Below are 13,120 nucleotides of genomic sequence, written 5' to 3'. Positions count from 1 at the left end.
CGTCCGTCCCCTGTATATTTCATGGGTTTGCCGATCGTTGCGACGTTAACCCGTCCCTATAATCGTTGCGCCCACCGCCCCCCTTCCCTGCCCGCCCACCCGTTCCCATGCCGAATACGTCTCAGTCTGTCCGCCGATATACCGTTCCCAAGACCCTGATGGCCGGCTTCGTGACGGCGGCGCTGGCCACCATCGTCATCGCCTTCGTCAATGTGCGTTCGGCGGACACGCGGGTGCAGGCCGTCAACGCCATGAACCGCGTCACCGAGACGCTGCGCCAGCTCAGCCTGTTCAACTCGGCGCTCAAGGATGCCGAGCTGGGGCAACGCGGCTACCTGCTGACGGGCGACCTGACCTATCTGCAGCCGTACGTGCGCTCGCTGCCCCTGATCGATGAACGCCTGGCCCTGGTGAAAGAGGCCACGTCGACGGACTCGGCGCAGCGCCGCATCGTCAACGACATCTCGGCCATCACGCAGCAGAAGCTGAGCGAACTGCGCGAGACTGTCGAGATGCGCAAGGCTGGCGACGTGGAAGGCGCCATGGCGGTGGTGCGTACCGATGCGGGCAAGGATGCGATGGACCGGCTGCGTGACCTGGTGGGCGACCTGTACACGCGGCAGATGGGCCAACTGGAAGACGAACGCGAGGCCTGGTCCGCGGCCGCCACGACGTCGGCCTATTACTCGTGGGGCGGGTCGCTGCTGCTGCTGGTGCTGATCCTGGCGTCGGCCGGCATGACAATCCGCGAATACCGCGCCAAGGCGCGCCAGGCCTGGGTCACCACCGGCCTGTCGGGCCTGAGCCTGAGCCTGCGGGGCGACCTGCGCCTGGACGAGATCGGCAAGCGGGCGCTGGACTTCCTGGCGCAGTACCTGGATGCCAACGTCGGCGCCGGCTACGTGGTCAACGGCAGCGGCGACGAACTGGAACTGTTCGGCGGCTACGCCCTGCCGCCCGAACGCCTGGCGCAGAAAATTCCGGCGCCGCAGGGCCTGGCGGGCCAGGTCGCCGCCTCGCGCAAGCTGATGCACGTGCGCAACGTGCCGGCGGGCCACTTCGAAATCACCTCGGCCACCGGGCGGTCCAACCCGGCCGAACTGGTGCTGGCGCCCGCCATCCAGAATGAGCGCGTGTATGCCGTGATCGAACTGGGGTTCAACCACGCCGTGGGCGATGCCGAACGCAACTTGCTCGAAGGCGCCTCGGAAATGCTGGCGTCCGCGATCCGCGCGGGCCTGGACCGCACCCGCCTGGAATCCCTGCTGGCGGAAACGCAGCGCCAATCCGAAGAATTGCAGACCCAGCAGGAAGAACTGCGCGTCAGCAACGAAGAACTGGAACAGCAAAGCCGCATCCTGCAGGAATCGCAGGCGCGCATGGAGCTGCAGCAGACCGAACTGGAACAGACCAACGTCAACCTGGAATCCCAGGCCGAACAGCTGCTGCGGGTGCAAGGCGCGCTGACCGACAAGGCGCGGCTGCTGACGCAGGCCAGCCAGTACAAGAGCGAGTTCCTGGCCAACATGAGCCACGAACTGCGCACGCCGCTCAATTCCACGCTGATCCTGGCCAAGCTGCTGGCCGACAACAAGCCGGGCAACCTGAGCGCCGACCAGGTCAAATATGCCCAGACCATCCACGCCGCGGGCAGCGACCTGCTGGCGCTGATCAACGACATCCTGGACCTGTCCAAGATCGAGGCCGGCCAGGCCACCGTCGACGTCGAAGAGGTCACCATCGCGTCCGCGCTGGACCGCCTGCTGGACCCGCTGCGGCCCATGGCGCAGGAAAAGCGCCTGGCGCTGGAACTGGACATCGCCCCGGACGTGCCGGCCACGCTGCACACCGACCCGCAGCGTCTGGGCCAGGTGCTCAAGAACCTCTTGTCCAACGCCCTGAAATTCACCGAGCAGGGCACCGTGGCGCTGAAGGTATCGCGCGCGCCGCGCAACATGCTGTCGTTCGCGGTGCAGGACACCGGCATCGGCGTCGCGGCCGACCAGCAGGAACTGATCTTCGAGGCCTTCCGCCAGGCCGACGGCAGCACGCACCGCAAGCATGGCGGCACGGGCCTGGGCCTGTCGATCTCGCGCGACCTGGCCAAGCTGCTGGGCGGCACGCTGTCCCTGGTCAGCGCGCCCGGCAAAGGCAGTGTGTTCACGCTGCTGGTGCCGCTGCGCCTGCAAGCCACGGCGCCGGTCGCGCCGGTGCAGGCGCCCATCGAGGCCGCCGTGCCGATGGCCCCCGCGCCCCTGCCCGCCGGACCTGCCGTGCCTGCCCCGGCGATGGCGAACACCCCCCCTGCGCCGCTGCCCGGCGCGGGCCCGGCCAACGGCCGCACCATCCTCGTCATCGAAGACGACGAGCGTTTCGCCGACATCCTGGGCGACCTGGCACGCGAAATGGGCTTTGGCTACCTGGCCGCCCACACCGCCAACGATGGCCTGGCCCTGGCGGCGCAGCACCGGCCCGACGCGATCGTGCTGGACATGAACCTGCCCGATTTCTCGGGGCTGGGCGTGCTGGACCAGCTCAAGCGCAATCCCAACACCCGCCACATCCCCGTGCACATCGTGTCGGTGGCCGACTACTCGCAAGAGGCCCTGGGCCGCGGCGCCATCGGCTATGCGCTCAAGCCGGTCAAGCGTGAAGAACTGATCCATGCGCTGCAACGCCTGGAAGCCAAGTTCACGCAAAACGTGCGCCGCGTGCTGGTGGTCGAAGACGACGACCGCCAGCGTGAAAGCGTGCGCGAACTGCTGGCGCGCGACGGCGTGCAGATCGTACCGGCCGCCACCGCCACCGCCGCGCTGAACCTGCTGCGCGACACCACCTACGACTGCGTCGTGATGGACCTGAACCTGCCCGACATGAGCGGCTACGACCTGCTGCAACAAATGGCCGAGCAGGACAGCGTGTCGTTCCCGCCTGTCATCGTGTACACCGGCCGCGCGCTGTCGCGCGACGAAGAGCAGCACCTGCGCCGCTTTTCCAAGTCCATCATCATCAAGGACGCGCGCTCGCCCGAGCGCCTGCTCGACGAGGTCACGCTTTTCCTGCACCAGGTCGAAGCCGACCTGCCGCCGCAGCAACGCCAGATGCTGGAACTGGCCCGCAGCCGCGACACGACGCTGGAAGGCCGCACGGTGCTGGTGGTGGAAGACGACGTACGCAATGTCTTTGCGCTGTCCAGCATCCTCGAACCCACCGGGCTGCACGTGGAGATCGCCCGCAATGGCCTGGAAGCGCTGACTGCCCTGGAGCGCGCCGGCGCGAACGGCCACCGCACGATCGACCTGGTGCTGATGGACATCATGATGCCCGAGATGGATGGCTACACGGCCATGCGCGAGATCCGCACCCGGCCCGAATGGCGCCGCCTGCCGATCATTGCGCTGACCGCCAAGGCCATGAAGGACGACCAGGAAAAATGCCTGGCGGCCGGGGCCAACGACTACATCGCCAAACCGCTGGACGTGGAACGCCTGCTGTCGCTGGTGCGCGTCTGGATGCGCAAGTAACGGGCGGCCACGACCATGCCTCACCGGAACCGTGCCCATATCGAAGACATCGAGCAGCGGCTGCTGCTCGATGCGATCTATCACCAGTACCACTACGATTTCCGGGCGTATGCCCAGGCCTCGCTCAAGCGGCGCCTGCGCAGCGCGCTGAGCCAGTTCGGCTGCAAGACCCTGTCGCAGCTGCAAGACCGCGTGCTGCACGAACCGGCGGTGTTCACCGGCCTGCTGCAGTTCCTGACGGTGCAGGTCAGCGACATGTTCCGCGACCCCAGCTATTTCCTGGCGCTGCGCAACGAGGTGGTTCCCATCCTGCGCACCTATCCGTCGATCAAGGTGTGGGTGGCCGGTTGCAGTGCGGGTGAAGAGGTCTATTCGCTGGCCATCCTGCTGCATGAAGAAGGCCTGCTGGACCGCACGCTGATCTACGCCACCGACATCAACCCGCATGCGCTGCGCGCCGCCGAACAAGGCGTGTACGACCTGGAACGCGTGGCTGCCTTCACCGCGAACCACGCGCAATCCGGCGGCCGCAGCTCGCTGTCCGACTACTACACCGCACGCTACGGCCGGGTCATGTTCGACAAGACGCTGCGCGAACACATGGTGTTCTCGGACCACAGCCTGGCCACCGACAGCGTCTTCGCCGAAGTGCACCTGGTGTCCTGCCGCAACGTGCTGATCTACTTCGAACGCGACCTGCAGAACCGCGCGCTGGGCCTGTTCCATGAAGCGCTGGTGCATCGCGGCTTCATGGGCCTGGGGTCGCGCGAGTCGATCCGTTTCTCGGCGCAGGCCGAGAACTTCGACGACTTCGTGCCGCAGGACCGCATCTATCGCAAGAAGGCCGGCCTGTGACCTCGAACGCGGCCGCCCCCCTGCCCCAGGTGCCGTCCGACGGCCCTTGGGACGCGATCGTCATCGGCGGTTCGGCGGGGGCCATCGACGCCTTGAATGTCCTGTTGCCTGCGCTGCCTGCCGGCCTGCGGGCCGCGGTGATCGTGGTGCTGCACCTGCCGCGCGACCGCCGCAGCCTGCTGGTCGATATCTTCCGTGACCGCTGCGCCCTGCCCGTGCAGGAAGCCGAAGACCAGCAGCCGTTGCAAGCGGGCCATCTGTATTTCGCGCCGCCCGACTACCACCTGCTGGTGGACACGGGCCCGCGGCTGGCGTTGTCCATCGACCCGCCGGTGTTCTTCTCACGGCCGTCCATCGACGTGCTGTTCCATTCCGCCGCCGACTGCTATGGCCGCCGGCTGCTCGGCGTGCTGCTGTCGGGCGCCAATGAAGATGGCGCCGACGGCCTGGCCGCGATCCATGCCGTGGGCGGCCACGCGCTGGTCCAGGCGCCGGCCACGGCATTCATGGCCGCCATGCCCGAGGCCGCCCTGGCGCGTACGCCCGCGCTGCCCGCCCTGACGCTTGAGGAAATCGCCGCCTTGTTCGCGCAGTTGCCCACGCATCGGCCTGACTCCAACCCCTTCTGACATCATGATCCTGACCTCTGCCAAAACCCCGGACGCCCGTATCAAGTGCCTGCTGGTCGATGACGTGCCAGAGAACCTGATTGCGCTGGAAGCGTTGCTGGCGGGCGACCGCGTCGAGGTGCTCAAGGCGCAGTCCGGCCCGCAGGCGTTGGAGCTGCTGCTGACCCATCCCGACGTGGCGCTGGCGCTGCTGGACGTGCAGATGCCCGACATGAACGGCTTCGAACTGGCCGAGCTGATCCGCGGCAGCGAGCGCACCCGCCACATTCCCCTGATCTTCATCACCGCCGGTTCGCGCGAGCACAACTGGCAGTTCCGCGGCTACGAAAGCGGCGCGGTGGACTTCCTATACAAGCCCATCGACCCGTACATGCTCAAGACCAAGGCCAATGTGTTCTTCGAGCTGCACGAACGCCGGCGGGCGCTGGCGCAGCAACTGGAAGAGCGCACCGAGGCGTTGCGCGTGAACGAGATGTTCATGGCCGTGCTGAGCCATGACCTGCGCACGCCGCTGCAAGCCATCGTCATGGGCGCATCGCTCTTGCAGCGCCAGAGCGACGACGCCCGCGTCGGCAGCCTGGCGACACGCATGCTGCAAAGCAGTGAACGCATGAGCCGCCTGATCGAAGACTTGCTCGACGTCACGCGCATCCGCCAGGCGGGCGGCCTGACGCTGGCCCCCACGCGGTTCGATTTGGAAAGCCTGGTCAATCGCACGCTGGACGAACTGCGCACCGGCTTCGCCGAGCGCCAGATCGAATCCAGCTTCAAGGGCGACCTGAGCGGCAACTGGGACGGCGAACGCCTGGCCCAGGTGCTGGCCAACCTGCTGGGCAACGCCCTGCACCACGGCACCCGCGATGCTGCGGTGCGCGTCGACGTGGACGGCACGGCCGCGGACGAGGTCGTCGTCACCGTCAGCAATGGCGGCACCATCCCGCCCGAGCTGCTGCCGCACCTGTTCAACCCCTTTCGCAGCGGCGCGCGCCCGGCCGGCGGGCACCACGGCCTGGGCCTGGGCCTGTTCATCGCCCAGCAGATCGTGCTGTCGCACGGCGGCCGCATCAACGCCGAATCGCGCGACGACATCACCCGGTTTTGCGTGGCGCTGCCGCGCTGAACGCCCTGCCAGCCCTCATCAATAAAAAGCCTTGACTCTAGAGTGACTCCATAGTTTGCAATCGCGCAGTCGTCGTAAAGCGCGACCCAACCCGATCCCCCTTTTGCCAGTTCGGGTTGTGCACTCCAGGAGATCTATGTCAGACGGTGACAGTCGTCGATTGTCAATTTCGGCGCCATTGATTGCAGGGCTTTCAGATACTGCCTCGTGCACGGTGTTCCATCGCCGTGCATGCGGTGGTGCGCGAGCGGAGCGTCGCGAGCCATCCCATGACAGGGGGAAGCGCGCGCGATAGCCCCCCTTTTGCTCAACGAATCCCGAATTCCCTGCATCGCGTGGCGGTAGATACAGCAGGTACAGAATGCTTGGGAATGTGATTCATGTTGAAGAAAGCGAAAGAAGTCGCGGTCCTGGACGACGCGCATATCGGTGATATTCGAGGGGCCTTCGGCACCATCAAGGAAGGCGACGTCGCCCGCCGCAAGAACTGGTGGCACCGGTTCCGAACATTGCTGGCCATTCTGGGGCCAGGCCTGATCGTGATGGTGGGCGACAACGATGCCGGGGCGTTCAGCACGTATGCCCAGGCCGGCCAGAACTACGGCACGACGCTGCTGTGGACGCTGGCGCTGCTGATTCCCGTGTTGTATGTGAACCAGGAAATGGTGCTCAGGCTGGGCGCCGTCACGGGGGTGGGCCATGCCCGCCTGATCCTGGAACGGTTCGGGAAGTTCTGGGGCGCCTTCAGCGCCATCGACCTGTTCGTCCTGAATGCGCTGACCATCGTCACCGAATTCATCGGCATCACGCTGGCGCTGGATTTCCTGGGTATCCCCAAATTGCTCGGCGTGGCCGCGGCGGCGGCCCTCGTCATGCTGGCGGTCAGTACCGGCGACTTCCGAAAATTCGAGCGCTTTTCGCTCGTGCTGGTGTTCGGCAGCCTCTTGCTGGTGCCCTTGCTTCTCATGGTGCATCCGCCCGCCGCGCAGATCGGCCGGGACTTCCTGATTCCCGGATTGCCCGAGGGCGGCAAGTTCAGCGATGTCATGCTGCTCATCATCGGCATCGTCGGCACCACAGTCGCCCCCTGGCAATTGTTCTTCCAGCAAAGCTACGTCATCGACAAGCGCGTGACGCCGCGCTTCATCTCGTACGAGCGCGCCGACCTGTGGCTGGGCATCGCGCTGGTCATCATCGGCGCGATCGCGATCATTGCCGTTTCGGCCGCGACCTTTGCCGGCAGCCCGGATTTCGGCAACTTCCAGGATGCAGGCGCGGTCGCATCGGCCATCGCCAATACGCACGGACGCCTGGCCGGCGTGCTGTTCGCCGTCACCTTGCTCGATGCAAGCCTGATCGGCGCGGCGGCGGTCTCGCTGTCCACCGCCTACGCTGTGGCCGACGTGCTGAGCCTGAAGCATTCCCTGCACCGCAAGCCCACCGACGCCAAGGCCTTCTACGCCGTCTACGGGCTGTTGATCGCGGGCGCCGCGGCGCTGGTGCTGATCCCCGGCGTGCCGCTCGGGCTGCTGACCAACGCCGTCCAGACCCTGGCGGGCGTGCTGCTGCCCAGCGCCTCGGTGTTCCTCCTGCTGCTGTGCAATGACAAGGCGGTGCTGGGGCCGTGGGTGAATTCGCGCATCACCAATCTCTTTACCGGCGTGATCGTGTCGGTGCTGGTGATGCTGTCCATCATCCTCACGGCCGCCGTGATGTGGCCAGACATCTCGGGCCAGGTCATCACGTGGATCCTTGCCGGCGGTTCGGCCGCAGGCGCCGTGGTCACGGTCGCCGCCCAGTTCTTCGGCCAGCGGACCCGCCGCGATCGCGTCCCGGCCGACCCGGCCGCCAGCAAAGCCCTGCGCAATCACTGGCGCATGCCGCCGCTGCATCAGTTGAAACCGCTGTCGCTGTCCGCCACGCACCGCCTGTGGATGGGCGTGCTGCGCGCCTACCTGCTGGTAGCGGTGGGCATGGTGATCTACAAGGTCTTTGAGCTGGCCACGGGCTGACACGACGCGTCCTGCACGCCGGCCTCGTCCGCCTGGGCGACGGCCGGCTTTTGCATGAAGACGCTGTGGGGATCGTCCCCGTACGGGCCAAAGGGCCCGCACGTGCGGTAACCCAGGCGGGCGTACAGGGCGACGGCTTGCGGTTGCCGATTGCCGGTCTCGAGCGCGAACCGGGTCACGCCGCGTTGGCGGGCTTCGTCTTCCAGCCGCCGCAGCAAGGCGCTGCCGACGCCCTTGCCCCGCTGCGACGGGTCGGTGTACATGCGCTTGATCTCGCCATACCCGGTGCCGATGATGAGGGCGCCACACCCCACCGCGCGACCCGCCGCATCGCGGGCGACGGCAAACAGCACGTCGGGGCGGCACAACGCGGCGATATCCACGCCATGATGGCTCTCGGCGGGATAGAGCGGCACCTGGTAGGCATCGAGCGCGTCGATCAAGGCGCGGACGTCGGGCTGGTCGGGCGATTCAAAGGCAATGCGCATGGCGGCGGATTCCGGAATGTAGCTGCCGGCCAGCATTGCATGGGCGGACGCGCCCGTCTTGAACGTGATTTCAGCCGCGTCGCCAGGCGGCGGGCGGCACGCCATGCATCGCCTTGAAGCGGCGGGTGAAATGCGCCTGGTCGGCAAAGCCCAGGTCCGCCGAGACGGCCGCGACGGCCTGTCCGGCCGTCAACAGACGACGGGCGCGCTTCAGTCTTTCCATCATCAGCCACGCAAATGGCGGCAGGCCGAATTGGCGGGTGAAGGCGCGCACCAGCTGCACGGGGCTCAAGCCCTGTTCGTTGGCCAGTTCGGACAGCGAGGGCGGGGCGGGCAGCTCGGCCAACAGGCGCTCGGCGACCCTGCCGACCGCGGGCAGGGCCGATGAGACCGCAGGCCGCGACCTGACCGAGGCCGACTCGAAAATCCTGCCCAGCACCGGCATGAGGGATTCCACGGCCTCTTCGTCCGACAGATCGCGCCGCAGGCTGTGGGCCGCCGCCGTCCGCAACCACCGAGCCAGACCGGGTTGCGTGCAGACGGCCGTATCAAAGACCGCCTGCGCGGACACATCGAACCAGTCCGGCAGCACGGCCGGGTCGACATACACGCTGACGAAGGCCCAGCGGGCATCCTGCCCGCTAGCGGCCCCGCCGGCCTGAAGTTGACCGGGGTTGTACTGCGTGATGTCGTCCGTGGCCGCTTGCAGCGACTTGCCATCCAGCCAGATGTTCTCTCGCCCGATCCAGTTGGCGCCGATGACGAATTCGTCGTGCGCGTGCTTGGGAAACACGTGGCCTGTGCAATCCAGGTACGCCACCTCCATGCCGCGCAGCGGACGCCGGGAAAACGTCTTTTCCATGACCGAGCTTCGCCAGCGCTAGGACGCCGGCCCGTCGTCTTCGCGCCGCTCGGCCTCTTCCTGCGCCTTTACGTCTTCCAGCTTGACCCGGCTGGTGCTGCCGTGGGTGGCCGCGCATTGGGCGGGATTGCCGCTGCCTTTCACGCACTCGGCGAACGCCAGCGCAGCATCCACCGTGGCGAAATGGTACGAGTGGCCGTCGGCGAACGCGATCTTTCCTTCGACTGAACAATCCATGGTGCCTCCTGTTGATGGGAAGGCTCATCCTAGCCGTTGTCGCGGCCGAAGTCAGCCGGCCTCACATTTTGAAAATCGGATGGCGCTGAACGCGGCTGCGGCGCCAAGCGCGGGAAATCGGCCTCGAACCCCCATCAGGGATTACCCGAAACCGCACCACCGCGCCGCCCCGGCCTTCCCTGCGCCACGCGCCGGCTGCCGCATTTCGGATCAGCCGCGTGTCGCATTCTGGTTTGGCCCTCGCGGCACGCGTCCATAGACTCTGGGGCATCCAGTGGCCGACCGGCACGGCGAGACCACTGGAATCTGGGGAAAGCATGCATATCGACGACTACGAAAATCTGGACGGCCTGGCCTTGGCCGATTTGCTGGAACGCGGCGAGACGACTTCCGCCGAACTCATGGATTGCGCCATCGCCCTGGCCCAAGCGCGCAATCCCGGCTTGAACGCCATCACCTACCCACGCTACGAGGAATCGCGCCAGATCGCGGCAGACTGGACGCCGCGCGGCCCGTTCCGCGGCATTCCCTTCCTGTTGAAGGATTCGGGCTTCGCCCACCGGCGCTTTCCATCGAGCATCGGCTCGGCGCTGTTCAACGACATCGCGTACGACCATGACGCGACCGTCGCCGGCCGCTTCGATGCTGCCGGCCTGATTCCGTTTGCGCGCACCACGGTGCCGGAACTGTGCATGGCCGGCACCACCGAAGCCGTGCGCAACGGCGGCCCCACGCCCAACCCATGGGACCGCACCCGCTCGGCGGGCGGCTCCAGCGGCGGCGCGGCCGCGGCGGTGGCCGCCCGCATCGTGCCGGTGGCGCATGGCAGCGACGGCGGCGGCTCGATCCGCATTCCGGCCGCCTGCTGCGGCGTGTTCGGCCTGAAGCCCTCGCGCGGCCGCGTGCCCATGGGGCCGAACCGCGGCGAAGGCTGGGCCGGCATGTCGACCGACGGCGTGCTCAGCCGCAGCGTGCGCGACACGGCCGCAGCGCTGGACCTGATCGGCGGCTACGAACCGGGCGCCCCCTACGCGGCCCCGCCCAAGCCTCGCCTGTTCGTGGACGCCGTGCGCGAACAGCCGCATCGGGCGCGGCGGGTCGGCATCCTGCGCCAAGGCTGGAACGGCATCGGTATCGCTCCCGAATGCGAGGCGGCCGTCGACCATGCCGCGTCGCTGCTGCAAGCCATGGGCCACGAGGTCTTCGAGGCCGCCCTGCCCGCCATCGACTATGACGGCTTCGTGCACGCCCACGGCAGCATCCTGGCCAGCAACATCGTGGTGGCCGTGGATGCCCGCCTGGCCGCGCTGGGCCGCAAGCTGCGCGACGAGGACCTGGAATCGGTCATCCGCGACGGCTACGACGTCGGCAAGGGCCTGAACGCCGTGTCGTACATCGATGCCGTGTCGCGGCTGCACGCCGTGGGCCGCGCCTTTGCCGCCGCCATGGCCGGGCTGGACGTGCTGCTGACCCCGACGCTGGCCCAGTTGCCCTGCAAGCTGGACTACCTGTCGCTGAACCCCGCCGACGGGCTGGGGTTTCGCGACTACCGGGCGCGCGCGGCCACTTATTCGACGTTCCTGCCGGTGGTCAACGGCGCCGGCCTGCCGGCGGCCAGCCTGCCCTTGTGGTGGACGCAAGCCGGCTTGCCGGTCGCCACGCAGTTGATCGGCCATTTCGGCCACGAAGACACGCTGCTGGACCTGTCGGCGCAGCTTGAACGCGCCGCCCCCTGGGCAGATCGCAAACCCCTGTTCGCCTGAACGGTACCTCTATGAACACACTGATGTCCCGCCTGGGCCGCGCCTTCGCGCCCGCCCTCGTCAGCGCCGCCGCCGGCGCCGCCCTGTTCACCGCGGCCGGCGCCGTGCAGGCCGAGACCACCGCCAAGATCGTCATGCAGGCGCCCCTGCGTATCGTCGACCCCATCCTGACCAACGCCTACATCACGCGCAACCACGGCTACATGGTGTTCGACACGCTGTTCGCCATGGACGCCAACGGCGCGCCGCAGCCCGAAATGGTGGACAGCTGGACGGAATCCCCCGACAAGCTGACCGTGACGCTGACGCTGCGCAAGGGCCTGGCCTTTCATGACGGCGCGCCCGTCACCAGCGAAGACGTCGTCGCCTCGCTCAAGCGCTGGGCCGGCCGCGACGCCCTGGGCCAGCGGCTGATGGCCGCGACCGCCAGCCTGGAAAGCCCCGACCCCGCGACGGTGGTGTTCAAGCTGAACAAGCCCTTCGGCATGCTGTACGAGGCGCTGGCCAAATCCGGCGCGCCGGTGCCCTTCATCATGCCCAAGCGCATCGCGTCCGTGCCGGCGTCGCAGGCCATCACCGAAGTGATCGGCTCGGGCCCGTACCGGTTCGATGCGGCCAGTTTCCAGCCCGGCGTGAAGGCCGCCTACGTCAAATTCACCGGCTACGTGCCGCGCAACGAGCCGGCCAGCGGCTTTGCGGGCGGCAAGGTGGCCATTGCCGACCGCATCGAGCTGGTCAACATCTCCGATTCGCAGACGGCGGTGAACGCGCTGCGCCGCGGCGAGATCGACTTCATCGAAGACGTGCCGCCCGACCTCATGCCGCAACTGGAAGGCGTGAAGGCGATTGCGCTCAAGCCGTACGGCGAGAGCACCAACATGTTCACGATGCGCATGAACTGGCTGCAGCCGCCGTTCAACAACGTCAAGGTGCGCCGCGCCGTGCTTGCCGCGGTCTACCAGGCCGATTATCTGGACGCGCAGATCGGCGACGACAAGGTCTACCAACTGTGCGGCGCGGTGCTCAGCTGCATCTCGCCGTACGCCTCGCAGGAAGGCGCCACGCAGACGCAAAAGCCCGATCTGGCGCACGCCCGGGTGCTGCTCAAGGACAGCGGCTACGACGGCAGCAAGGTCGTGATCCTGCATCCGACCGACCTGCCCGTGCTGTCCAGCCTGGCCTCGGTGACGGCGCAGGCGCTCAAGAGCATCGGCATGAACGTGGAAATCCAGTCCATGGACTGGGCCACGCTGCTGACCCGCTATTCGAAGAAGGACCCGGTGGACCAGGGCGGCTGGAGCATCTTCCAGACCGGCTTCACCAGCATCGACCTGATGAACCCGCTGACCAACCCCAACCTGGATGGCCGCGGCGAAGCGGGCTACATCGGCTGGACCGGCAGCGAGGCGATGGAATCGCTGCGCGATCGGTTCGCCGCCGAAAGCGATGTGTCCAAGCGCAAGGAGATCGCCGCGGCGATCCAGAAGCTGAGCTACGAGCAGGTCTTCTTCATTCCGCTGGGGGCCTACTCGAAGGCCAAGGGCTACAACACCGCCAAGTTCGGCACGCTGGTGGACGCGCCCATTCCTCTTTTCTGGCTGGGCCAGAAGTAACCGCGATGCGGCCCACG

General features: G+C 67.1%; 10 protein-coding genes. 7 read left to right on the top strand and 3 right to left on the bottom strand.

The window, feature by feature from the left end; all coding sequences use genetic code 11:
- The first annotated feature begins 107 nt into the window (after positions 1-107).
- The 5 genes from HV798_RS03600 to HV798_RS03580 all read left to right on the top strand — a co-directional run bounded on the left by HV798_RS03600 (position 108) and on the right by HV798_RS03580 (position 8,140).
- Positions 108-3,524 (top strand): response regulator, encoded by a 3,417-nt coding sequence (locus HV798_RS03600; protein WP_175191330.1) that lies wholly within the window; start codon positions 108-110, stop codon positions 3,522-3,524.
- 15 nt (positions 3,525-3,539) lie between these two features.
- Positions 3,540-4,379, top strand: coding sequence for a CheR family methyltransferase (locus HV798_RS03595; protein ID WP_025141259.1), 840 nt, complete (start codon positions 3,540-3,542; stop codon positions 4,377-4,379).
- Positions 4,376-5,008 carry a chemotaxis protein CheB gene (locus HV798_RS03590; protein ID WP_246288560.1) on the top strand — a complete coding sequence of 211 codons (633 nt, stop codon included), beginning with the start codon at positions 4,376-4,378 and terminating at the stop codon, positions 5,006-5,008. The genes HV798_RS03595 and HV798_RS03590 overlap by 4 nt, the downstream gene beginning before the upstream one ends.
- A gap of 4 nt (positions 5,009-5,012) precedes the next feature.
- Positions 5,013-6,128: a hybrid sensor histidine kinase/response regulator gene (locus tag HV798_RS03585; protein WP_175191331.1), complete on the top strand. Its 1,116-nt coding sequence runs from the start codon at positions 5,013-5,015 to the stop codon at positions 6,126-6,128.
- A 380-nt stretch (positions 6,129-6,508) separates the two neighbouring features.
- Positions 6,509-8,140 (top strand): NRAMP family divalent metal transporter, encoded by a 1,632-nt coding sequence (locus tag HV798_RS03580; RefSeq protein ID WP_175191332.1) that lies wholly within the window; start codon positions 6,509-6,511, stop codon positions 8,138-8,140.
- On the opposite strand, the gene HV798_RS03575 is transcribed toward HV798_RS03580, so the two are convergent.
- The 3 genes from HV798_RS03575 to HV798_RS03565 are packed head-to-tail and all read right to left on the bottom strand — an operon-like array spanning position 8,110 to position 9,727.
- Positions 8,110-8,733, bottom strand: coding sequence for a GNAT family N-acetyltransferase (locus HV798_RS03575; protein ID WP_343038532.1), 624 nt, complete (start codon positions 8,731-8,733; stop codon positions 8,110-8,112). The two genes, HV798_RS03580 and HV798_RS03575, sit on opposite strands and share 31 nt — an antisense overlap.
- Positions 8,699-9,490, bottom strand: a complete 792-nt coding sequence (locus HV798_RS03570; RefSeq protein WP_175191333.1) for a helix-turn-helix domain-containing protein — start codon at positions 9,488-9,490, stop codon at positions 8,699-8,701. The genes HV798_RS03575 and HV798_RS03570 overlap by 35 nt, the downstream gene beginning before the upstream one ends.
- Before the next feature lie 18 nt (positions 9,491-9,508).
- Positions 9,509-9,727 (bottom strand): hypothetical protein, encoded by a 219-nt coding sequence (locus HV798_RS03565; RefSeq protein WP_175191334.1) that lies wholly within the window; start codon positions 9,725-9,727, stop codon positions 9,509-9,511.
- A gap of 317 nt (positions 9,728-10,044) precedes the next feature.
- Between HV798_RS03565 and HV798_RS03560 the strand changes: the two genes are divergently transcribed.
- Together HV798_RS03560 and HV798_RS03555 are read left to right on the top strand one after the other, a co-directional pair.
- On the top strand, positions 10,045-11,490 hold the full coding sequence (locus tag HV798_RS03560) for an amidase (RefSeq protein WP_175191335.1): 1,446 nt from the start codon (positions 10,045-10,047) through the stop codon (positions 11,488-11,490).
- Positions 11,491-11,501: 11 nt separating this feature from the next.
- On the top strand, positions 11,502-13,103 hold the full coding sequence (locus HV798_RS03555) for an ABC transporter substrate-binding protein (protein ID WP_217481141.1): 1,602 nt from the start codon (positions 11,502-11,504) through the stop codon (positions 13,101-13,103).
- Positions 13,104-13,120: the final 17 nt, after the last annotated feature.

Source organism: Achromobacter deleyi (assembly GCF_902859705.1).
Taxonomy (GTDB): Bacteria; Pseudomonadota; Gammaproteobacteria; order Burkholderiales; family Burkholderiaceae_B; genus Achromobacter; species Achromobacter deleyi.
The sequence above is the reverse complement of the archived record's forward strand: the minus strand, read 5'-3'. Positions and strand labels throughout refer to the sequence as shown.